Origin of the sequence: Vibrio sp. RC586, from assembly GCF_000176715.1 — a bacterium.
Taxonomy (GTDB): Bacteria; Pseudomonadota; Gammaproteobacteria; order Enterobacterales; family Vibrionaceae; genus Vibrio.
The window spans coordinates 364,810-387,157 of sequence record NZ_ADBD01000013.1 but is presented as its reverse complement, the minus strand read 5'-3'; the positions used below and the strand labels follow the sequence as shown (position 1 = coordinate 387,157).

Sequence of the window (22,348 nt, the reverse complement as noted above, 5' to 3'; positions counted from 1 at the left end):
ATAACTTACTAATAATGTTGGACTAGCCTTTATAACTCTCTTTATCGAGCTGATATTTCTGCATTTTGTCATACAAGGTTTTACGCGGTAGGTTGAGACGCTCCATGGTTGCTTTAATGCTGCCACCACACTCAATCAGAGTTTGCTCTAGAATGGATTTCTCGAACTCAGCGACTTGTTCATTCAGCCCCAACAATTGGGACTTAGGCTCGTGACTTTCAGCAAATTGTGCCAATTTACCTAGTAACACGTAGCGTTCAGCGGCATTGCGTAGCTCTCGTACATTACCTGGCCAATCATGGCTAAGTAAGCTTTGTACATCCGCTGGCGTCAGAGCTGTCGCGGCTTTGCCATAACGTGCGGCGGCGACCAGTAAGAAATGATGAAAGAGGGCAGGAATATCTTCTCTACGTTCACGCAGTGGCGGAATGTCCAAGGTGACGATATTGAGCCGATAATAGAGATCTTGCCGAAATTGTCCTTCGGCCGCGGCTTGCTTTAAATCGATTTTGGTTGCCGCAATCACACGAATATCGAGAGGGATCAACTCATTCGACCCTATTCGTTCTATCACTCGCTCTTGTAATACGCGCAGCAGCCGGATCTGCGCTTGCATTGGCATGGACTCAATCTCATCCAGAAACAGAGTGCCACCTTGGGCATGTTCAAATTTGCCAATGCGTCGGCTTTCGGCACCCGTAAACGCGCCTTTTTCATGACCGTATAGCTCACTTTCAATCAAGTTTTCTGGTACTGCGCCACAGTTAATCGCCACAAAGTTTTGCTCGCGGCGTGAGCTCTGTTCATGCAGTGATCGCGCAACCAACTCCTTGCCGGTTCCTGTCTCTCCGAGCAATAGAATATCCGCTTGTGTGTCAGCGACTTGGGCGATCGCCTCACGCAGAGATTGAATTGTGGCAGTGTCACCAATAATTCGTGGGCCTAAGGTCTGGCTCACTTTCAGGCTACGTTTTAGTTGGCGATTTTCCAAAGTGAGGCGACGTTTTTCGATGGCACGGTGTACCGTGTCAATCAACCTCTCAGGAGCAAAGGGTTTTTCAATAAAATCATAAGCGCCATCATGCATAGCTTTGACCGCCATCGAAATATCACCATGTCCAGTGATCAGAATGACGGGCAGTTCATCATCTTGGTGTAACACTGAGCGCAGTAAGTTCTGGCCGTTTAAACCGGGTAAGCAGATATCACTGACAATAACCAAAGGCAGACCATGCTCTTTGATCGTCAACAACGCCTCTTCGGCACTGGCAAAAAATTGTGCATTAAGGTCGGCTAACTCAAAACTTTGGGCGAGCGCAATCCGAATATCGCTCTCATCATCAATCAAAAATACATCACACATGACTATTCCATATTCAAGGGTGTGAAACGAGGCAGGGAAATCGTAAATCGTGCACCACCAAGCGGTGAGCTAGTCACGCTTAGCTCCCCCTGCATTCCGTGTAAAATCTGTTGCGAGATCGAAAGCCCTAAACCAAGACCATTTTTTTTCGTGGTATGAAATGGCTCAAATAGATGCGGCAAGGTTTCAACGCCGACACCGGGGCCATTATCATCAACCCAAAGCTGTATTTGCTGTTCAGACAATTGCAACTTGATTTGGACTACGCGTTCAGTTTGTCCCTCTAAGGCTTGCAGCGCATTGGTGAGCAGATTAATCAGCACTTGCTCCAGTTGGATTGGGTTTACACGAACCCAAACCGGAGTTTCAACCTCGCACAACTCCAACTTGGTCATCTGTGCTTTAAACTGTGCGGCCATCAACTCCTTGGCAGATAAAATCAATGGGTACAACTGCACGTCTTGCTGTTCACTCGAAGTGGATTTGCGAGCGAAAGATTTCAGTTGTTCGCTGATTTTCGCCATGCGCTCCGTCAGTGCGGAAATTCGCGAGAGATTGTCTTCAGCTCGCTCAGGCTTATTGGTGGCAAGAAAACGGCGGCCATTATCGGCAAAGCTGCGAATCGCCGCGAGAGGGTTGTTCAGCTCGTGGCTAATGCTCGCTGACATTTGACCCAGTACCGCCAGTTTCGCCGCTTGGATCAATTCATCTTGCGTTTGGCGCAGCGCTTGTTCCGTTTTGATCCGCTCAGCAATTTCTGCATGCAGTTTAGCGGTGCGTTCCATCACCTCAAATTCCAGTTTCTGTTTGGTTTCCTGCTGCAGCTGTTCAATTTGCCGCTGACGTAGCTGCCGGTGATGCCACAGTTGAAAGCCCAAATAAACAATCGCAAACAACATGCAGAGAATAATCACTAAGCCAAACGCTGACCAAAATAGTTCGATTTTCGGTGAAAGTACGCGAATGGTCAGAGCAAGCTCAGGAAGCGGACGGCTTGAAACAATATAGTCATCTTGTAACCAGTGCTTTTCCGGTTTACGCCATTCGCTTTGCTCAGCTTGCAGATCACCTTGCCAACCTAGTGATGGAATAGCACTGTCTAGATATTGCTGACTGGCTCTGATCGTTGTTAAGCGCGATTCAGGCAGGTCAGCCACACTGTGAAAGAGCCATGCTGGTTGACTAGACATAAACACCACCTGATTGTCATCGGTGGCGACAAAATAACTGTTTTTACTTTGCCAACCTTCCTCTATGGCAGACAGATCCATTTTAACAACGATGACACCAAGTGTTTCCGCCGCATAAATCACCGGATAAGCGTAATAGTAGCCACGTTGACCCGAGGTAGAGCCGAGTGCGAAGTATTGGCTTTTCTCTCCCGCAATCGAGAGATAAAAATAGGGTCGCCACGCAAAGTTACGCCCTATAAAAGAGCGATCCAAATTCCAGTTACTTGAGGCGATCGTATTGCCAAAACGATCGATCAAATAGGTATCTGCCGCTTGGATTACTTCATTGACTTGCTCTAAATACCGATTGGTGATGTCAATTTGTGCCGAATTTTCTGGGGTAAGTAGAGCGTCAATCAGCTCTTTATCTTTCGAAATCAAATGAGGAATGTGAGCATACTTGTCCAAAATGGCAACGATATGGGTCGAAAAGCGATCAAGTTGCGATTGATGCTCATCAAGCAAAGATTGGTACTGAACACGCCAATACAGGTGTGTGCTTAAGCCTGCCAACACAATAAAAATGGCCCACAAGATCAAGCTGAGGCGACGAATCGATAGCATCCTTGACTCTTATCAACAAATCCTTTGTTGGCATCATACTGAGAATGGCCCATAGAAGCGTCTAAAAAGATCGCAATCTCTGCTTATAAAACAAGAGCAAGATCTCTTTTTACGCTTTTCAATAAAAAAAAGCCTCGATTCCATTGAAAAAGCCTATATTGTCCCCATTTCAGAGTGACTATTAGTTTCATTTTGGTGGAATTTTTAGCACTTGATTGGGTTTTTAGGTGATTGGTTTGACTCTGGCCGGGGATTAACTCGACAGCTTCGGCTGTGCTCGTTAGAATGTCGCGTCTGAAATTTGGCCCTGAGACTAATCAGAGATACCTTTACCAAAAGATATCGCTCATTAGTCTGGTTTTCTGGTGATTCACTTGAAAGCCGATGCTCAATATTTACATTTCAGTGTTCAATCGAGCACAACACAAGGATGCAGCCACACGTCGTGTTGGCTCATGACGCTCAGAAACCCTGAGCCAGTTTTGAGGTTTAGAAATAATGCAAGTTACTGTTGAAACGCTAGAAGGCCTACAGCGCCGTCTGAATATTACTGTTCCAGCTGCAAACATCGAAGACGCTGTAACAGCTGAATTACGCAACATCGCGAAAAACCGTCGTTTCGATGGTTTCCGTAAAGGCAAAGTGCCAATGAAGATGGTTGCTAAAATGTACGGCAAAGCGGTACGTCAAGACGTGCTGGGTGAAGTAATGCAACGCCACTTCATCGAAGCGATCGTAAAAGAGAAAATTAATCCAGCTGGCGCACCAACGTTTGCTCCAGTTGAAATTGGCGAAGGCAAAGATCTGGTTTTCACAGCAACATTCGAAGTTTACCCAGAAGTTGAACTGAAAGGCCTAGAAAGCATCGCAGTAGAAAAACCATCAGCAGAAGTGACTGACGCTGACGTAGCAGAAATGCTGGAAACTCTGCGTAAGCAACAAGCAACTTGGAAAGAAGTTGACGAAGCTGCAGAAAACGGCAAGCGCGTTTCTATCGATTTCGTTGGTTCTATCGACGGCGTTGAATTTGAAGGCGGTAAAGCAGAAAACTTCCCTCTAGAAATGGGGGCAGGCCGCATGATCCCTGGTTTTGAAGACGGTATCGTTGGCAAAACTAAAGGCATGGAATTCGTTATCGATGTGAACTTCCCAGAAGATTACCATGCAGAAAATCTGAAAGGTAAAGCGGCTCAGTTTGCTATCAAAGTGAACAAAGTTGAAGCTCGTGAACTGCCAGAACTGAACGATGAATTCGTTGCACGTTTCGGCGTTGCTGAAGGCGGCGTTGACGCTCTGAAAGCAGAAGTTCGTAAGAACATGGAACGCGAACTGAAGCAAGCAATCAAAGCCCGCATCAAAGAGCAAGCGATCGAAGGTCTGGTAAAAGCGAACGAAATCGACGTTCCTTCTGCACTGATCGACCAAGAAATTGGTGTTCTGCGTCAACAAGCTGCACAACGTTTCGGTGGCAATGTTGAAGCTGCTGCTCAACTGCCTCGTGAACTGTTCGAAGAGCAAGCAAAACGCCGTGTCGTGGTTGGTCTGCTGCTGGGTGAAGTTATCCGCACTCACGAGCTGAAAGCGGATGAAGAAAAAGTGAAAGCACTGATCACTGAAATGGCTACTGCGTATGAAGATCCAACTGAAGTTGTTGCTTACTACGAGCAAAACCAACAGCTGATGAACAACATGCGTAACGTTGCTCTTGAAGAGCAAGCGGTAGATGCGATCATTGCGAAAGCAAAAGTAACTGAAAAAGCAATCAGCTTCAGTGAGCTGATGAACCCAGTTGCTGCTTAATAAGCAAACTGTAGCGTAGAAGGTTGACGAAACAAGCAATCATCTGCTAACAATGGTCCGTGTGATACCCATCATTCGGGCCATTTATTTTAGGGAAATAAGACTATGAGCTACCAAGAAAAAAATGCAATGTCGCCCATATTTGACGCACTCGTACCTATGGTGGTTGAGCAAACCTCCCGCGGTGAGCGCTCATACGACATCTATTCTCGCTTACTGAAAGAGCGAGTGATTTTCTTAACCGGTCAAGTAGAAGATCACATGGCAAACCTTGTCGTGGCTCAACTGCTTTTCTTAGAATCTGAAAACCCTGATAAAGATATTTTCCTGTACATCAACTCACCCGGTGGTAGTGTGACTGCGGGTATGTCGATCTACGACACCATGCAATTCATTAAACCGAATGTGAGCACAGTATGTATGGGGCAAGCCTGTTCAATGGGCGCTTTCTTGCTTGCTGGTGGTGCACCAGGCAAGCGTTATGTACTGCCGAACTCTCGAGTGATGATTCACCAACCACTGGGTGGATTCCAAGGTCAAGCCTCTGATATTCAAATTCATGCTCAAGAAATTCTGACCATTAAAAACAAACTGAACCGTTTGTTGGCGGAACATACTGGCCAACCACTTGAAGTGATTGAACGTGATACTGATCGTGATAACTTCATGTCGGCAGATCAAGCGGTCGAATATGGTTTGGTGGATGCGGTACTCAAACACCGTGGTGAGTAAGGTCTCATAATTGCGTAACGCAATTATGAGCAATTTGATATACACTCAAACCAAAGTGAGTAAAGGCTAAGAGGTTAGCGAATGACAGACAAAAGCAAAGAGGGCGGTAGTAGTAAACTGCTGTACTGCTCTTTCTGTGGCAAAAGCCAGCACGAAGTTCGCAAATTGATTGCAGGTCCGTCAGTTTATATTTGTGATGAGTGCGTTGATTTATGCAACGATATTATTCGCGAAGAGATCAAAGATGTTCTTCCTAAAAAAGAATCAGCGGCGTTACCAACGCCAAGAAAGATTCGTGAACATCTTGACGACTATGTAATTGGTCAGGAACACGCCAAAAAAGTGCTAGCAGTTGCGGTATATAACCACTACAAGCGTTTACGTAATGGTGATACGACTGGTGACGGTGTTGAGCTGGGCAAAAGTAACATTTTGCTAATTGGTCCAACGGGTAGCGGTAAAACGCTGCTAGCCGAAACTCTAGCACGTTTTCTGGATGTGCCATTTACCATGGCAGATGCCACCACACTAACTGAAGCGGGTTATGTGGGTGAAGATGTTGAAAATATCATTCAAAAGCTGCTGCAAAAATGTGATTACGATGTCGCAAAAGCAGAGCGTGGTATTGTTTACATCGATGAAATTGACAAAATTTCTCGTAAGTCTGAAAACCCATCTATTACTCGAGATGTATCGGGTGAAGGGGTTCAGCAAGCCTTACTGAAACTGATTGAAGGTACCGTTGCTTCTGTTCCTCCGCAGGGGGGGCGTAAGCATCCTCAGCAAGAATTCTTGCAAGTGGACACCTCGAAAATTCTGTTTATCTGTGGTGGTGCGTTTGCAGGCCTAGATAAAGTGATTGAACAGCGTGTTGCGACAGGGACTGGTATCGGTTTTGGCGCGGATGTGCGTTCTAAAGACAACAGCAAAACCTTGAGCGAACTGTTTACTCAGGTTGAACCTGAAGATTTGGTGAAATACGGTTTGATCCCAGAGTTCATTGGTCGTCTGCCTGTTACGGCAACGCTGACTGAACTGGATGAAGCAGCATTGATTCAAATTCTGTGTGAACCAAAGAATGCACTGACCAAACAGTATGCGGCGTTGTTTGAACTGGAAAACGTTGATCTGGAGTTTCGTGAAGATGCGCTGAAAGCGATTGCCGCTAAAGCGATGAAGCGTAAAACCGGTGCGCGTGGTCTACGTTCAATCCTTGAAGCAGTTCTACTGGAAACTATGTACGAACTGCCTTCAATGGAAGAAGTGAGCAAAGTGGTGATTGATGAATCTGTAATTAATGATGAGTCATCTCCTTTGCTTATCTACAGCGCGAATGAGAGCCAAGCCGCTGGCGCGGAATAATCTCAGCACAAAAATCACGAGGAGGTATTCAATACCTCCTTTTTTTTATTCTGTCATTGAATCCAGTCAGTTAGCCCCCATATACTGCGTAACAAATGCAAAGCGGAAGAGAGAAAAATATGAACTTGGAGCGTTCCGAGCGTATCGAGATCCCCGTACTACCCCTGCGCGATGTGGTTGTCTATCCACACATGGTCATTCCTCTGTTTGTTGGCCGAGAAAAATCGATCCAGTGTCTTGAAGCGGCGATGGATAACAACAAGCAAGTGCTGTTGGTAGCGCAAAAGAAAGCGGAAACCGATGAACCGAAAGTTGCCGATTTATTCGAAGTTGGCACGGTCGCTACTATCTTGCAATTGCTGAAATTGCCCGATGGCACAGTCAAAGTGTTGGTCGAAGGTCAGCAACGCGCCAAAATTACCCAATTCTATGAAGAAGAGTATTTCTTTGCTGATGCTCAGTATCTGCTAACCCCAGAGCTAGATGAGCGAGAGCAAGAAGTGGTGGTTCGCAGTGCGATTAACCAGTTTGAAGGCTTTATCAAGCTCAATAAAAAGATCCCGCCTGAGGTTTTGACCTCTCTTAATGGAATTGATGAAGCTGCTCGCTTAGCCGATACCATCGCAGCGCATATGCCGTTGAAATTGGTCGATAAACAGAAAGTGCTTGAACTGCTGGATGTCAGTGAGCGTTTAGAATTCTTAATGGGGCAGATGGAGTCTGAAATCGATCTGCTGCAGGTTGAGAAGCGCATCCGCACCCGCGTTAAAAAGCAGATGGAAAAGTCACAGCGCGAGTACTATCTGAATGAACAAATGAAAGCAATTCAAAAAGAATTAGGCGAGATGGATGACGCGCCTGACGAATTTGAAACGCTGAAAAAGAAAATCGAAGAGTCGAAGATGCCGAAAGAGGCACGCGACAAAGCAGAGCAAGAGCTGCATAAGCTGAAAATGATGTCGCCGATGTCAGCAGAAGCAACGGTAGTGCGTAGCTACATCGATTGGATGGTCAATGTTCCGTGGACTAAGCGCAGCAAGGTGAAAAAAGATCTCTCTAAAGCAGAAGAGATCCTCAATGCTGACCACTACGGCTTAGAGCGGGTCAAAGAGCGTATTTTGGAATATCTCGCCGTGCAAAGTCGCATCAATAAGCTCAAAGGTCCAATCCTATGCTTAGTGGGGCCTCCGGGTGTCGGTAAAACCTCGCTGGGTCGCTCGATTGCTGCAGCAACTGGACGCCAATACGTGCGTATGGCACTGGGTGGCGTGCGTGATGAAGCGGAAATTCGTGGTCACCGCCGTACCTATATTGGCTCTATGCCAGGTAAGCTCATTCAAAAGATGGCGAAAGTTGGCGTGAAAAACCCACTGTTTTTGCTCGATGAGATCGACAAAATGTCCTCTGACATGCGTGGTGATCCAGCTTCTGCATTGCTAGAGGTACTTGACCCTGAGCAAAACAACTCGTTCAACGACCACTATCTGGAAGTGGATTACGATCTGTCAGATGTGATGTTCGTTGCGACCTCAAACTCGATGAATATTCCGGGTCCATTACTCGATCGTATGGAAGTGATTCGTTTATCTGGGTACACCGAAGATGAAAAACTCAATATTGCCAAAGACCATCTGGTCAGTAAGCAAGTTGAGCGTAATGGCCTCAAACCAAGCGAGATCGTGATAGAAGATTCTGCTATTGTCGGCATCATCCGTTATTACACTCGTGAAGCGGGTGTGCGTGGCCTTGAGCGCGAAATCTCAAAGATTTGCCGCAAAGCTGTGAAGAAAATTCTGCTCGATAAGAGCGTGAAAACGGTTGTGGTGAACCAACAAAACTTGAAAGAGTTTTTAGGTGTACAGCGCTTTGACTACGGCAAAGCCGAAGAAAGCAACCGTATTGGTCAAGTTAATGGCCTAGCATGGACGGAAGTCGGTGGTGATTTGCTGACTATTGAAACCCAATCAATGCCGGGTAAAGGCAAATTGACTCAAACCGGTTCGCTCGGTGATGTGATGCAAGAGTCGATTCAAGCGGCGATGACTGTGGTGCGTTCTCGTGCGGAAAAATTGGGTATTAACCCTGATTTCTACGAGAAAAAAGATATCCATGTCCACGTGCCTGAAGGTGCCACACCAAAGGATGGTCCGAGCGCAGGTATCGCTATGTGTACAGCATTGGTTTCTAGCTTGACGGGTAACCCTGTGAAAGCAGAAGTAGCAATGACAGGTGAAATTACACTGCGTGGTGAAGTGCTACCTATCGGTGGATTGAAAGAGAAGCTGCTAGCAGCACACCGAGGTGGTATCAAAACTGTCTTAATCCCGAAAGATAACGAGCGTGATTTGGAAGAGATCCCAGAGAATGTGATCGCGGATCTGCAAGTTCTTCCAGTGCAGTGGATTGACGAGGTTCTCAAAGTTGCACTAGAGCAAGACCCGACAGGGGTTAGCTTTGAGAGCAAAAAGAGTGATGCGTAGCAAAAATAAGTAAATCTTTACGCTGATAGGCTTAAAAAGGCTTGTCAGCGTTTTTTTTGGAAGCTAACGTTACTCTCAATAGCTTGTAGCCCTGATGCAACAAGGCTTTAGGCTAGTTTTAAACTTTAATGGAACGAAATCGGCACCGATAAAATAATAAAGGGTGACCAAAGGGGAATCACAGTGAATAAGACACAACTAGTAGAACAAATTGCAGCGAACGCAGATATCTCTAAAGCCTCTGCAGGTCGCGCTCTTGACGCATTCATCGAAGCAGTGAGCGGTACACTACAATCTGGTGACCAAGTGGCACTGGTTGGTTTTGGTACGTTCAGCGTACGTACTCGTGCTGCGCGTACAGGCCGTAACCCAAAAACTGGCGAAGAGATCAAAATTGCTGAAGCAAAAGTACCATCATTCAAAGCGGGTAAAGCGCTGAAAGACGCTTGCAACTAATTTAAATGAAGATTTTGCGCTTTTCTGCAAAATAAATTCGAACCTTTTGAAATTATGCGCATCCTACTGATGCGCATTTCTTTTTCTGATATTATCGCGCCATTCATTTTGGGCTTACGTGCCTGATATCAAACCCGGAGAGTAGTAGCACTATGATGGATCGATTACGCGAAGGCGTGAACAGCATCGCGGTTAAAATTATCCTTGGATTAATCATCCTATCTTTCATTTTTGCTGGTGTAGGTAACTACCTTATCAGTGGTGGTAATAACGCAGCCGCCAAAGTGGGGAACGCGGAAATCAGCCGTGGTGACTTTGAGCAAGCATACCAAAACGAACGCAATCGCATGCAATCTCAACTTGGTGATTATTTCTCCAACTTACTGGCGGATCCGACTTATGTCGCTTCTTTCCGTAAGTCAGTGTTGGACCGTATGGTGAATGATTTACTTCTAGAACAACATGCGGCGTCGTTGGGTTTACGTGTGAGTGACCAACAAGTGCGTCAAATGATTTTGGACATGCCTCAGTTCCAGTCGCAAGGTCAGTTTGATCAAGAACTCTACCAAGCAGCGTTGCGTCGTGCAGGCTTTACACCAGACATGTTCGCGGAATATTTACGTAAAGATTTAGTACGTAACCAATTAATGAGCGCATTGCAGGGTAGTGAGTTCAGTCTACCCGGTGAAGTGAATCTGCAAGATCAACTGATTTCTCAAACCCGAGACATCCGCACCATCACTCTATCTCTGGCTGACTTTGCGAAAAAAGTCACGCTCAGTGATGACGACATTCAACAGTATTACAAGGCCAATACAGAACGCTTTACTCGCCCTGAGCAGATGAAAGTGTCCTATGTTGAGCTGTCTGCTGACGCGCTGAAAAAACAGATCATGATTGATGATGAAGCTGCGCAAGAGTATTACCAAGAGCACCTTGATAAATATTCAACCGCTGAGCAGCGCAAAGTGAGCCATATCCTCGTTGAAGGCAGTGATGAGCAAAAAGCGCAAGCGATTCTAGATGAATTGAACGCGGGTGCTGATTTTGCCACTGTTGCAAAAGAAAAATCGCAAGATGTTGGCAGCGCACAAGAAGGTGGTGCACTCGGTTGGATCGAGCGTGACACGATGGATCCCGCGTTTGAAGCCGCCGCCTTTGCGCTGACCGAAAATGGGCAAATTTCTGGCTTAGTTAAGTCTGAGTTTGGTTATCACATTATTCGTTTGGATGAAGTGAAAGCTCCAGTTGTTAAGCCTTATACAGAGGTTGCAAAAGCGGTCAAACAAGAACTTGTTGATCAACAAGCATTAGATGCTTTTTATACCAAGCAAAGTGAGCTTGAAAAACTGGCTTTCGAGCACTCAGACTCTTTAGATGAAGCAGCAAAAGCCATTTCAACTCAGGTTGAGCACACTGACTTTATTTCGGCAGAACAAGCGCCTGATTTGTTAGCCAATCCGGCTGTATTGCAAGCGCTGAAATCGCCAGAAGTGAAAGAAGACGGTCTCAACTCAGAGGTTATTGAAGTTGCACCTGAGCATGTGGTTGTTGTGCGTATGGAAGAATCACGTCCAGAAACAGTATTGCCTCTAGCTGATGTCAAATCTCAAGTGGTTGAGCAACTTTCACGTATGAAAGGTGAGCAGCAAGCACTTGAGTTGGGCAACAAAATCGTAGCAGCTCTCAAAGTTGGCAATTCAAATGTACTTGCCGAAAATGGTGTTGCATTCGGTGAAGTGCAAATGATTGACCGTAGCTCGCCTCTAGCGAATACCGTTTACTCGATGGTTAAGCCACAAGATGATGCGAAAGGCTACGCTCAAGCGAAAGACTTTGATGGCAATGTAGTGGTGATTGAACTCAACAAAGTTGAGTCAAAAGTTACCCCGGCCTACCACGAGCAAATTGCTACGCAACTATCACGTATTGGTTCACAGCAAGACTTGGCTGGTGTGATCAGCGTATTACGTCAGAACACCGATATTGAGTATCACATTGCGACTGAATAATCATTCATCGTGTAATTGATATGTTTAAAGAAACGGGCTACAGCAGTAGCCCGTTCTATTTATGCTATGTTCATATGTGCGACCTAATCACACGGAATATGATAGGTACTCAAAAACAAATTGAGGGTCTATCATGCAATTCAAAACTAAAGTTATGACACTTCTTCTTTCAATCTGTCTGCCATCAGTGCCTCTTTTGGCAAATGCCGAAGAAACGACACTCGTTACTCAGGTTGAGGAGGGCATTGTTATCACCGTGAATATTAATACTGCTTCAGCAGAAGAATTGGCAACGTTACTGAAAGGTATTGGGCTTAAAAAAGCTCAAGCTATCGTCGATTATCGTGAAGCCAACGGCCCTTTTGTCAGTGTTGAGGACCTGACGAATGTTAAAGGGATCGGTGAGGCAACGGTGCGGAATAATGCTGCTCGGATCTTGTTATAAAAACAGGTATAACTGAATAAAATAACCCGGTTGATGCTGGGTTATTTTTTTACTGTACCAGTATTTTTTGTTAATCAGGACTCTTACCTAGCACCTAAGCTCCTTTACACTTATAATTCTTCGCCGAAAATGCGGACGTACCATCGGCCGCCTAAAACTAGAAAGTGGAGAAATACATGTCCTCTCATACGCCAGTTGTTACTGTTGATGGGCCGAGCGGTGCAGGTAAAGGCACTCTATGCATGTTGTTGGCTGAAAAGCTCGGTTTTCAACTGTTAGACTCCGGTGCGATTTATCGTGTATTAGCTTTAGCTGCTATCCATCATGGAGTCGATCTTGATTCTGAAGAGGCATTGGTTCCTCTTGCAACGCATCTTGATGTGCAGTTCATTGCCGAAGGTGACTTAGTGAAAGTCATTCTCGAAGGCGAAGATGTCTCTCGCGAATTACGCAAAGAAGAAACCGGTATGGCTGCCTCAAAAGTCGCGGCGCTACCTCGAGTTCGTGAAGCATTGCTACGCCGCCAACGTGCTTTTGCTAATGGGATTGGTTTAGTTGCTGATGGTCGTGATATGGGCACTGTGGTTTTTCCAACCGCAGAAGCTAAAATTTTCCTTGATGCAAGTGCGGAAGAAAGAGCCCGTAGACGCTTCAAGCAGTTGCAACTGAAGGGGCTTGATGTTAAATTTGACGTCCTTTTAAGCGAAATTCAGGAAAGAGACGATCGCGACAGAAATCGTACTGTTGCTCCTTTGCGTCCTGCTGAAAACGCGTTAGTGCTTGATTCAACCTCATTGACTATCGATGAAGTGGTAGAACAAGCGCTACAATATATCGAATCTAAACTGGTGTGAGTGAATCACGCTAAGTAAGAGCGTCGGTCGCAAGGATGATGACTGGCGAATTTAATAACCCCATGTGGTAGGACACCCGTGGCCGTTTACTTATTGAAGATTAAATAAATGACTGAATCTTTTGCTCAACTCTTTGAAGAGTTTCTGAACGAGACCCAATTCCAACAAGGTACTATCGTTAAAGGTACTGTAGTAGCAATCGAGAACGGCTACGTTCTTGTTGATGCTGGTCTGAAGTCTGAGTCTGCTATCCCTGCTGAACAATTCAAGAACGCTGCTGGCGAACTAGAAGTTCAAGTTGGTTCTCAAGTAGATGTAGCTCTGGACGCTGTTGAAGATGGTTTCGGCGAAACTCAACTTTCTCGTGAGAAAGCGAAGCGCCATGAAGCTTGGATCGTACTTGAAAAAGCTTACGAAGAAGCTGCAACTGTTATCGGTATCATTAACGGTAAAGTTAAAGGTGGTTTCACTGTTGAACTGAACGGTATCCGTGCGTTCCTGCCAGGTTCGCTGGTTGATGTACGTCCAATCCGTGACACAGCTCACTTAGAAAACAAAGAGCTAGAGTTCAAAGTTATCAAGCTAGACCAGAAGCGTAACAATGTTGTTGTTTCTCGTCGTGCAGTAATCGAATCTGAAAGCAGCGTAGAGCGTGATGAACTGCTTGAAACTCTGCAAGAAGGTACTGAAGTTAAAGGTATCGTTAAGAACCTGACTGACTACGGTGCATTCGTTGATCTGGGCGGCGTTGACGGTCTGCTACACATCACTGACATGGCTTGGAAACGCGTTAAGCATCCATCAGAAATCGTTAACGTTGGTGACGAGATCCTAGTTAAAGTACTGAAGTTCGATCGTGATCGTACTCGCGTATCTCTAGGTCTGAAACAGCTAGGCGAAGATCCATGGGTAGCAATCGCTAAGCGTTACCCAGAAGGTCACAAACTGTCTGGCCGTGTAACTAACCTGACTGACTACGGCTGCTTCGTTGAAATCGAAGAAGGCGTTGAAGGTCTAGTACACGTTTCTGAAATGGACTGGACTAACAAGAACATCCACCCATCTAAAGTTGTTAATGTTGGCGACGAAGTTGAGGTTATGGTTCTGGATATCGACGAAGAGCGTCGTCGTATCTCTCTAGGCCTGAAACAGTGTAAAGCTAACCCATGGCAATCATTCGCTGAAGCACAAGCTAAAGGCGACAAAGTAACTGGTAAGATCAAGTCTATCACTGACTTTGGTATCTTCATCGGTCTAGAAGGCGGTATCGATGGTCTGGTTCACCTGTCTGACATCTCTTGGAACGTACCAGGAGAAGAAGCAGTACGTGAATTCAAGAAAGGCGATGAAATCTCTGCAGTAGTTCTAGCAGTAGACGCTGAGCGTGAGCGCATTTCACTGGGCATCAAGCAAATGGAAAACGATCCATTCAACGCTTATGTCTCAGACAACAAGAAAGGTGCTCTGGTTAACGGTACTGTAATTGCAGTTGACGCGAAAGGCGCAGCCATCGAGTTGGAAGACGGCGTTGAAGGTTACATCCGCGCTTCTGAAGTATCACGTGATCGTATCGAAGATGCATCACTGATCCTGAGCGTTGGTGACAAAGTTGAAGCGAAATTTACTGGTGTTGACCGTAAAAACCGCGTAATCAACCTGTCTATCAAAGCAAAAGACGAAGCTGAAGAGCAAGAAGTAATGGCAACTCTGAACAAGCAAGACGAAGCTGCGTTCGGTAATGCTATGGCTGACGCTTTCAAAGCGGCGAAAGGCGAATAATAGCTAAACGCTAAAAGATAAAAGGAGCCGCAAGGCTCCTTTTTTGTCTTTGTAATCTCATGATCGCTACCTAAGATTGAACAGGAAAAGTTGCGGAAATGCTGCAGAGCGTTCACTCTTATAAGTAGCACTAGAAACCGAATGTAAGATCTCGCTCAACGTTGAGTTCTTTTTCTACAATGTAAATCAAGTGTTTGTTGGAATTGATATTACTGACTATAATTAGGCAGTAAAAACTCGAAGAGGGAAACTATGACTAAGTCCGAACTGATTGAAAGACTCTGTGCCGAACAAACACATTTGTCTGCAAAAGAGATCGAAGATGCGGTAAAAAATATCCTAGAGCATATGGCCTCTACGCTAGAAGCGGGTGAGCGCATCGAGATTCGTGGTTTCGGTAGCTTCTCCTTACACTATCGTGAGCCTCGCGTAGGACGCAATCCTAAAACTGGTGATAAGGTTGAGTTGGAAGGTAAATATGTTCCACACTTTAAGCCAGGTAAAGAACTGCGCGAGCGTGTCAACTTGTAATAGGTAGTTGAGTAAAGTTTGTTCATGCGAGCGGCATACTATTTTGGTGTGCCGCTTTTTTATGTAACCGTTGCTATTAGCCGTGGTTTGTCTCGCTATTTTCCTGCATAATCTGTGTGCCAATTTATGAAAAGGTAATGACTTATGAAAATTATAAAGATAGTCGCCGTACTCGCTCTTTTCTTAATCGCATTAGCATTAGGCTCCCAAAATCAATCGGTAGTGGCTTTTAATTATTTATTAGCACAAGGTGAGTTTCATCTCTCAACATTACTCGGAAGCGTTTTTGTCATTGGGTTTGCTTGTGCGAGCATTCTTTTCGGAGGACTGCATCTCAAATCAAAATTGAAAATCCGAAAACTGACCAAACAGCTCAAAGTAGCAAATCAGCAGTCAGCGCCAGAAACTAAAGTACATTCAGGATAAGGCTGCTTTTCGATGTTAGAAATCCTGTTCTTGTTATTGCCCATTGCCGCCGCATATGGTTGGTATATGGGGCATCGCAGTGCCCAGCAAGACAAGCAGAAACAATCACACCAAATTTCGCGTCAATACGTAACGGGCTTGAACCTGCTACTTTCCGATCAGTCGGATAAGGCAGTGGATCACTTTATCGAACTCTTGCAAGTCGATAATGAAACCATTGATACTCACTTGGCCTTAGGAAACCTTTTCCGCTCTCGTGGTGAAGTAGATCGCGCAATTCGTATCCATCAAAATCTTATCTCTCGCTCAGGTTTGACTGTAGAACAAAAGAATCTGGCATTACAGCAGTTAGCTAAGGACTATATGGTTGCTGGCTTTCTTGATCGTGCCGAGAAAATTTTTGAACAACTTATTGATGAGCCAGAGCATCGAGAATCGGCTCTTCAGCAACTCACTGCGATTTATCAGCAGACTCGTGAATGGCATAAAGCGATTGAGTGTGCTTCTGCTCTTGTTAAGCTTGGGCGTAAGCGTATGAGGGTGAGCATTGCTCACTTTTATTGTGAGCTAGCCATGCTTGAAAAAGCTGATGGCAACGATAACAAAGCCGTTCAACTGTTTAAAAAAGCACTACAGGAAGATCCGAAATGTGTACGTGCCACGATCTCGCTCGGTAAGCTCTATCTGCAAAACGAAGATTATCAGAAGACCATTGATCATTTAGAGATGGTGCTTGTTCAGGATATTGATTTTCTTGGTGAAGTATTGAACACATTGGCAGAGTGTTACCATCATCTCAGCCGTGAGCAAGATTTGATTGATTTCTTACGGAGTTGTATTGCTAAAAAAGCAGGGGTATCGGCAGAGCTAATGTTAGCGCAGCTTGTTGCTCAGCATGAAGGTATTGCAGCCGCTCAAGAAATTCTCACTAGACAGTTAGTCAAAAATCCAACGATGAAAGGTTTCTACCGCCTGATTGACTACCATATCGCGGAAGCTGAAGAAGGCCGAGCCAAAGCGAGCCTATCAACTCTGCAACGCTTAGTTGGAGAGCAGCTTAAAGTAAAGCCACACTATCGTTGTCGTAAGTGTGGTTTCTCAACCCACTCACTCTATTGGCATTGTCCGTCATGTAAAAACTGGGGTTCAATAAAGCCGATTCGAGGCTTAGATGGTGAGTAGATAAACAGTTCTAGATCATTATGCAGCTATTTATGGCTGCTTTTTTTTAACACTCTATACAGATAGGAGAAACGATGAACGACCCAAAAGTGATTGTTGCACTGGACTATGACAATCTGGCGGATGCGCTCGCGTTTGTGGACAAAATTGACCCAAGCACATGTCGACTCAAAGTGGGTAAAGAGATGTTTACTCTATTTGGCCCAGAATTTGTACGCGAGTTGCACAAACGTGGTTTTTCTGTGTTTCTGGATCTAAAATTTCACGATATTCCGAATACTTGTTCAAAAGCGGTGAAAGCCGCCGCAGAGCTAGGTGTGTGGATGGTCAATGTACATGCCAGTGGTGGTGAACGGATGATGGCAGCATCACGTGAGATTTTGGAACCATACGGAAAGGATCGCCCACTGCTGATTGGTGTGACGGTACTAACTAGTATGGAAGCCTCTGATCTACAAGGCATAGGTGTTCAAGCCACTCCTCAGGATCATGTACTAAAATTGGCTACTTTAAGTAAAAATTCAGGTTTAGATGGTGTTGTCTGTTCAGCTCAGGAAGCGTTACTACTTAAGCAAAACTTAGGAAATGAATTTAAGCTTGTAACACCAGGTATTCGTCCAGCAGGTTCTGAGCAAGGTGATCAACGCCGGATTATGACGCCAGCACAAGCTATTGCTGCAGGCTCGGATTACTTAGTTATTGGTCGTCCAATCACTCAGGCGGTGCAGCCTGATGTAGTTCTCCGTGCAATTAACCAATCACTGGTTTAATTATTAGCAAAGTGAAAAAATGCGGCTGGCATTTGAATGTCTGTCGCATTTTTGTTATTTAAGACTTATTTACTCCACTTGATAGTTATGCATTCTCGATGAATGGGCTAGGCATGATCTATTCTAAAAAGAGCTATTTATTTGGTGAATAATTCTTCGCTAAACGTTTACTTAGTTTATTTTGTTATCTGGTTGGTGAATTTATAGTCTATAATTTGATTTAATATGCAGAGCATGGTGACAGATGGGGATATTTTGTTGCAAATTAGCATTTGATATTTTATCGCAGTTTTGTGTTAAATGTAATTGATAAGGCTATATCTATGCTTTTTCAGCGTAGTAGATAATACGTCTTTCAATCTGATGGCCGAAATGGAATTCAACGGTCATGATAACTTATGTATTACAGCATGGAGTAGGCTTGTAAGTGTTATCATATATTTTACGTAGATTGGCTTTAATTGTGCCAACCTTCTTAGGCATTACGATCCTAATATTTACCATTACACGTTTTGTACCGGGGGGACCGGTAGAACGAATGTTGGCTAGTATGCAATCCATGTCGGATAGTGCTAATTATTCGACTGTGAATGAAAGTAATGCTTTATCTGATGTTCAAATTGCTCAGCTCAATGCGTTTTATGGGCTAGATAAGCCTATTCTTGAAGCCTATTTTGATTGGTTAAGCAAAATAATCGTATTAGATTTTGGTGAGTCAACGCGTTATTACGAACCAGTCAGTGAAATGATTGCAGAGCGTCTACCCGTTTCGTTGTTTTATGGTGGAATGACTTTCTTTATTAGCTATTTCATTTCTATCCCACTTGGATATTACAAAGCGATCAAGCATGGCTCAGTGTTTGACTCAGCCTCTTCGATTATGCTCTTTGTTGGCTATGCATTACCTGGCTATGTCGTGGGTGTTTTTCTCATCACAGTATTCTCCTATCATTTAGAATGGTTTCCAATGGGGGGCTTCGTGGGTGATGAATTCGCAGACTATGAGACATTCTCTGAACGAATTAAGGATATTATGTGGCACGCAATATTGCCGCTTATTTGTTATTTGATTGGTGATTTCGCTACGCTGACCATGACAATGAAAAATAGCCTTATGGAAAATCTATCTGCCGATTATATCCGTACGGCTATCGCCAAAGGTTTACCATTTCATAAAGCGGTAAGAAAGCATGCCTTACAAAATAGTTTGATTCCAGTCGCAAGTCATTTTGGAAACTCTCTGTTGTTTTTTATGACAGGCTCATTTCTTATTGAAGTGATATTTAATATTGATGGAATTGGCCTGCTTGGTTACGAATCGATTATGGAACGAGACTATCCGGTTGTAATGGGGATTGTCGCAATTAACGCTGTGATGTTGATGGTTGGAAATATTTTATCTGACTTGTGTGTAGCAGCAACCGATCCACGAGTAAGGTTTGGTGAGTAATGATAATAATCAGCCCATTAACCAGAAAAAAGATTAAAGCATTTAAAGAAATTAAACGTGGCTATTGGTCATTTAGCATTCTTTCTATTTTTCTAGTGCTTTCATTATTTTCAGAATTCTTTATTAACAGCCGTGCTTTAGTGGTGAAATATCAAGGAGAGTGGTATTTCCCTGCTGTGAGTAGTGTGTACTCTGGAACAGCATTCGGCTTGGATTATGCGAGTGAAGCGGACTATCGACAGTTGAAAACGCTGTTTGAAGAAGAGAATAAAGATAATTTTGTTATCTTACCCTTAGTACCTTGGAACCCTTATGAGCAGGATTTTAGTGGTGAGTTTCCGCCGTTAGCTCCTGATATTGAAAAACAGCATTATCTCGGTACTGACGTGATTGGACGTGACGTTTTGGCTCGCTTAGTGTACGGCTTTCGTACAGCAATGGGTTTTGCTTTGTTAACGATGGCCATCTCATATGCGATTGGCACAGTGATCGGCTGTGCGATGGGATTTTTTGGTGGCCGCTTTGACCTATTGACTCAACGAGTGATTGAAGTTTGGTCAATGGTGCCATTTCTCTACGTCATTATGATTTTGGTCTCCATTACTCAGCCTACTTTTGTTTTGTTTGTCGCGATTAACGTCTTGTTTGGCTGGATTGGTATCACCTGGTATATGCGAACCATGACATATAAAGAAGCGGCTCGCGAGTATGTGACGGCAGCACGAGCGCTCGGTGCATCTACGGCAAGAATTTTATTCCATCATATTTTGCCCAATACGATGGTGATGATAGTGACGTTGGCACCATTTACGATTGCAGCCAACATCACAGCTCTTACCGCACTAGATTATTTAGGGCTAGGACTTATGCCTCCTACCCCAAGTTGGGGTGAATTACTCCAGCAAGGAAAATCGAATCTTGATGCGCCTTGGATTGTAACTTCAGTCGTTACCGCAATTGTCTCTGTACTGGTAATGGTGACGTTTATTGGTGAAGCGATTCGAGCGGCATTTGATCCGAAGAAGTACACACGTTACGTGTGATGGAAAGGAAGATAGGGATATTTAGGATGAAAAAACTCTTTATTGCATCAGCTATTGCAGCCACGAGTGCCAGCCTGTATGCGGCTTCGTTGCCGAGTAACTTGCAATGGCAAACTAATTGGGATGAGCCAGTCTTCGCATCAGCAGAGGCGAAACGCGGTGGCACTTACCGCACGCATTTATTGAGTTTCCCACAAACTCTGCGCAGTGTTGGCCCAGACTCAAACTCAGGGCTGAGAGGCTATTTCCTTGATGATGTTCCTGCGTTAGTGGCGAAACATCCGGATACGTTACAGTGGATCCCACAGCTGGCTAATGAATGGGCATTTGCAGGTGACAATAAGACGGTTTATTTCAAACTTAATGCCCAAGCCAAGTGGTCTGATGGTGAGCCAGTTACTGCTGACGACTTTGTTTTTATGCTCAAATTTTATCGTTCACCAGATATTGTTGCGCCTTGGTATAACGAGTATTACACCACTGTGATTGATGATGTGATCAAAATTGATGAGCACACATTCGCAGCAGTGAGTAAGGTCGAGAAAAACCAAGAAGACCTGCTTTATACCTTGGGTTCTTTGGTCCCTCGTCCTGAGCATTTTTATGCCAATCCAAAGAAAGATGAGAACAAAGACGGCATTGATGATGATTTTGTGCGCCGTTATAACTTTGAAGGTGAACCCACCACCAACGCCTATTACCTCGACGAGGTGAAAAAGGGCAAAAGCATCACTTTTAAGCATGTGGGAGATGATTGGTGGGGTTATAGCAACCGCTATTATCAGCACCGTTTTAACGTGGATAAAATTAGGTTGACGATTATTCGTGATGAAGACATTGCACTAAAGCATTTTGAAAAAGGTTCATTGGATGCGTTCAACATGATTTTGCCTGCGCTTTGGCATGAAAAAGCGAATGGTGAGCTCTACGAGAAAGGCTACATTCACAAGTTTTGGGGCTATAACCAGATGCCACAAGGTGCAGGTGGTCTATGGATGAATGTTTCCATGCCTCTGCTTGATGATGTCAATGTGCGCAAAGGGTTAACGTATGCGACGGATTTCGATGGCATGATCGAAAAAATTACCCGTGGAGACTATTCACGCAAGCCCCACGCGATGGGTTTTGGTCATGGTGGCTATGATTTACCTAATCCACAACCACCGCACTTTGAACCAGAAAAAGCCATTAAGTATTTTGAGGCTGCTGGGTTTAACAAAATCGGCCCTGATGGTATTCGTGTCAATGCCAAAGGTGAACGCCTTTCTTTTGCCATTACTTATGGTGTGAGTTCGTGGACGCCACGGATTGCTTATTTGAAAGAGCAAGCCAAGCAAGCAGGGCTAGAGTTTACCTTGAACTTGGTCGATGGCTCTTCGGCTTTTAAATACATTCTCGAGAAAAAACATGAGTTGGCTTTCGTGAATATGGGTACGTCGGATGTTCCTGCTTATTGGGAATATTTCCACTCGGTTAACGCCAATAAACCACAAACCAATAACCATACTAATTACAGCTCACCTGAATTGGATACTTTGATTGAAAAATATAAGAATGAATTCGATATAGAGAAGAAAATGAATTTTTCTCATCAAATTCAGAGGCTTATTACAGATGCTGACGTCATTGTGCCAGGATATATGGTGACCTATGCACGTGAAGCTCACTGGCGCTGGATTAAATTTCCGAACGATCCGATGACCAAGCGCACCCAAGCTTTGTTTCCGGTTGATCGTGAGATTGGCTTGCACACTTTTTGGATAGATCCTGAAGTGAAGCAGGAAACTGAGAAAGCGATGAAAAGTGGTAAAGCTTTTGAGCCTGTTACGATTCTTGATCTCAAGTACAAGCTGTAATTAACGGGAAA

The 22,348-nt window shown here is 44.5% G+C and carries 18 protein-coding genes and 1 pseudogene; 17 read left to right on the top strand and 2 right to left on the bottom strand.

Annotated elements, in window-relative coordinates; translation table 11 throughout:
• Nucleotides 1-22: 22 nt before the first annotated feature.
• Nucleotides 23-1,363, bottom strand: coding sequence for a sigma-54-dependent transcriptional regulator (locus tag VOA_RS03820; protein WP_000332939.1), 1,341 nt, complete (start codon nucleotides 1,361-1,363; stop codon nucleotides 23-25).
• A gap of 2 nt (nucleotides 1,364-1,365) precedes the next feature.
• Nucleotides 1,366-3,159 carry a sensor histidine kinase gene (locus VOA_RS03825; protein WP_000949128.1) on the bottom strand — a complete coding sequence of 598 codons (1,794 nt, stop codon included), beginning with the start codon at nucleotides 3,157-3,159 and terminating at the stop codon, nucleotides 1,366-1,368.
• Here VOA_RS03825 and VOA_RS20320 point away from each other — a divergent pair.
• The 17 genes and pseudogenes from VOA_RS20320 to VOA_RS03895 all read left to right on the top strand — a co-directional run bounded on the left by VOA_RS20320 (nucleotide 3,149) and on the right by VOA_RS03895 (nucleotide 22,337).
• Nucleotides 3,149-3,337, top strand: a pseudogene (locus tag VOA_RS20320) (TolB protein). The gene VOA_RS03825 and the pseudogene VOA_RS20320 overlap by 11 nt on opposite strands.
• A gap of 320 nt (nucleotides 3,338-3,657) precedes the next feature.
• Nucleotides 3,658-4,959, top strand: coding sequence for a trigger factor (gene tig / locus VOA_RS03830; RefSeq protein WP_001198453.1), 1,302 nt, complete (start codon nucleotides 3,658-3,660; stop codon nucleotides 4,957-4,959).
• 105 nt (nucleotides 4,960-5,064) lie between these two features.
• Complete coding sequence (gene clpP / locus VOA_RS03835; RefSeq protein WP_000121679.1) at nucleotides 5,065-5,691, top strand: ATP-dependent Clp endopeptidase proteolytic subunit ClpP; 627 nt, start codon at nucleotides 5,065-5,067, stop codon at nucleotides 5,689-5,691.
• A gap of 81 nt (nucleotides 5,692-5,772) precedes the next feature.
• Nucleotides 5,773-7,053, top strand: a complete 1,281-nt coding sequence (gene clpX / locus VOA_RS03840) for an ATP-dependent protease ATP-binding subunit ClpX (protein WP_000130328.1) — start codon at nucleotides 5,773-5,775, stop codon at nucleotides 7,051-7,053.
• A 119-nt stretch (nucleotides 7,054-7,172) separates the two neighbouring features.
• A complete protein-coding gene (gene lon / locus VOA_RS03845) occupies nucleotides 7,173-9,533 on the top strand; it encodes an endopeptidase La (protein WP_001047606.1) in 2,361 nt (786 codons plus the stop codon).
• Nucleotides 9,534-9,716: 183 nt separating this feature from the next.
• Nucleotides 9,717-9,989: an HU family DNA-binding protein gene (locus VOA_RS03850; RefSeq protein ID WP_001044516.1), complete on the top strand. Its 273-nt coding sequence runs from the start codon at nucleotides 9,717-9,719 to the stop codon at nucleotides 9,987-9,989.
• A 152-nt stretch (nucleotides 9,990-10,141) separates the two neighbouring features.
• Entirely contained in the window at nucleotides 10,142-12,001 is a 1,860-nt protein-coding gene (gene ppiD / locus VOA_RS03855; RefSeq protein WP_000969333.1) for a peptidylprolyl isomerase, read from the top strand.
• Between the two features lie 133 nt (nucleotides 12,002-12,134).
• A complete protein-coding gene (locus VOA_RS0118605) occupies nucleotides 12,135-12,446 on the top strand; it encodes a ComEA family DNA-binding protein (protein WP_001159855.1) in 312 nt (103 codons plus the stop codon).
• A gap of 176 nt (nucleotides 12,447-12,622) precedes the next feature.
• Nucleotides 12,623-13,300, top strand: coding sequence for a (d)CMP kinase (gene cmk, locus VOA_RS03860; RefSeq protein ID WP_000094749.1), 678 nt, complete (start codon nucleotides 12,623-12,625; stop codon nucleotides 13,298-13,300).
• A 108-nt stretch (nucleotides 13,301-13,408) separates the two neighbouring features.
• Complete coding sequence (gene rpsA / locus VOA_RS03865; protein ID WP_000140317.1) at nucleotides 13,409-15,079, top strand: 30S ribosomal protein S1; 1,671 nt, start codon at nucleotides 13,409-13,411, stop codon at nucleotides 15,077-15,079.
• 252 nt (nucleotides 15,080-15,331) lie between these two features.
• Nucleotides 15,332-15,610 (top strand): integration host factor subunit beta, encoded by a 279-nt coding sequence (gene ihfB / locus VOA_RS03870; RefSeq protein WP_000167341.1) that lies wholly within the window; start codon nucleotides 15,332-15,334, stop codon nucleotides 15,608-15,610.
• A gap of 144 nt (nucleotides 15,611-15,754) precedes the next feature.
• Complete coding sequence (locus VOA_RS0118600) at nucleotides 15,755-16,036, top strand: LapA family protein (RefSeq protein WP_000691488.1); 282 nt, start codon at nucleotides 15,755-15,757, stop codon at nucleotides 16,034-16,036.
• A gap of 12 nt (nucleotides 16,037-16,048) precedes the next feature.
• Nucleotides 16,049-17,218 carry a lipopolysaccharide assembly protein LapB gene (gene lapB, locus VOA_RS03875; protein WP_000889973.1) on the top strand — a complete coding sequence of 390 codons (1,170 nt, stop codon included), beginning with the start codon at nucleotides 16,049-16,051 and terminating at the stop codon, nucleotides 17,216-17,218.
• A 74-nt stretch (nucleotides 17,219-17,292) separates the two neighbouring features.
• Nucleotides 17,293-17,988 carry an orotidine-5'-phosphate decarboxylase gene (pyrF, locus tag VOA_RS03880; RefSeq protein ID WP_000999564.1) on the top strand — a complete coding sequence of 232 codons (696 nt, stop codon included), beginning with the start codon at nucleotides 17,293-17,295 and terminating at the stop codon, nucleotides 17,986-17,988.
• Nucleotides 17,989-18,415: 427 nt separating this feature from the next.
• Nucleotides 18,416-19,438, top strand: a complete 1,023-nt coding sequence (locus VOA_RS03885; RefSeq protein WP_009356119.1) for an ABC transporter permease subunit — start codon at nucleotides 18,416-18,418, stop codon at nucleotides 19,436-19,438.
• The gene (locus VOA_RS03890) at nucleotides 19,438-20,481 is read left to right on the top strand and encodes an ABC transporter permease (RefSeq protein ID WP_000584146.1); all 1,044 of its coding nucleotides are present in this window, start codon (nucleotides 19,438-19,440) and stop codon (nucleotides 20,479-20,481) included. Before VOA_RS03885 ends, VOA_RS03890 begins: the two co-directional genes overlap by 1 nt.
• Before the next feature lie 26 nt (nucleotides 20,482-20,507).
• Nucleotides 20,508-22,337: an extracellular solute-binding protein gene (locus VOA_RS03895; protein ID WP_000732347.1), complete on the top strand. Its 1,830-nt coding sequence runs from the start codon at nucleotides 20,508-20,510 to the stop codon at nucleotides 22,335-22,337.
• Nucleotides 22,338-22,348 lie beyond the last annotated feature (11 nt).

What these genes read in the sequence shown, in the direction of transcription:
- lapB (WP_000889973.1), top strand. Translation starts at nt 16,049, where the DNA reads ATGTTAGAAATCCTGTTCTTGTTATTGCCCATTGCCGCCGCATATGGT.
- VOA_RS03895 (WP_000732347.1), top strand. Translation starts at nt 20,508, where the DNA reads ATGAAAAAACTCTTTATTGCATCAGCTATTGCAGCCACGAGTGCCAGC.
- tig (WP_001198453.1), top strand. Translation starts at nt 3,658, where the DNA reads ATGCAAGTTACTGTTGAAACGCTAGAAGGCCTACAGCGCCGTCTGAAT.
- VOA_RS0118600 (WP_000691488.1), top strand. Translation starts at nt 15,755, where the DNA reads ATGAAAATTATAAAGATAGTCGCCGTACTCGCTCTTTTCTTAATCGCA.
- ppiD (WP_000969333.1), top strand. Translation starts at nt 10,142, where the DNA reads ATGATGGATCGATTACGCGAAGGCGTGAACAGCATCGCGGTTAAAATT.
- lon (WP_001047606.1), top strand. Translation starts at nt 7,173, where the DNA reads ATGAACTTGGAGCGTTCCGAGCGTATCGAGATCCCCGTACTACCCCTG.
- ihfB (WP_000167341.1), top strand. Translation starts at nt 15,332, where the DNA reads ATGACTAAGTCCGAACTGATTGAAAGACTCTGTGCCGAACAAACACAT.
- rpsA (WP_000140317.1), top strand. Translation starts at nt 13,409, where the DNA reads ATGACTGAATCTTTTGCTCAACTCTTTGAAGAGTTTCTGAACGAGACC.
- pyrF (WP_000999564.1), top strand. Translation starts at nt 17,293, where the DNA reads ATGAACGACCCAAAAGTGATTGTTGCACTGGACTATGACAATCTGGCG.
- VOA_RS03890 (WP_000584146.1), top strand. Translation starts at nt 19,438, where the DNA reads ATGATAATAATCAGCCCATTAACCAGAAAAAAGATTAAAGCATTTAAA.
- VOA_RS03825 (WP_000949128.1), bottom strand. Translation starts at nt 3,159, where the DNA reads ATGCTATCGATTCGTCGCCTCAGCTTGATCTTGTGGGCCATTTTTATT.
- VOA_RS03820 (WP_000332939.1), bottom strand. Translation starts at nt 1,363, where the DNA reads ATGTGTGATGTATTTTTGATTGATGATGAGAGCGATATTCGGATTGCG.
- clpP (WP_000121679.1), top strand. Translation starts at nt 5,065, where the DNA reads ATGAGCTACCAAGAAAAAAATGCAATGTCGCCCATATTTGACGCACTC.
- cmk (WP_000094749.1), top strand. Translation starts at nt 12,623, where the DNA reads ATGTCCTCTCATACGCCAGTTGTTACTGTTGATGGGCCGAGCGGTGCA.
- clpX (WP_000130328.1), top strand. Translation starts at nt 5,773, where the DNA reads ATGACAGACAAAAGCAAAGAGGGCGGTAGTAGTAAACTGCTGTACTGC.
- VOA_RS0118605 (WP_001159855.1), top strand. Translation starts at nt 12,135, where the DNA reads ATGCAATTCAAAACTAAAGTTATGACACTTCTTCTTTCAATCTGTCTG.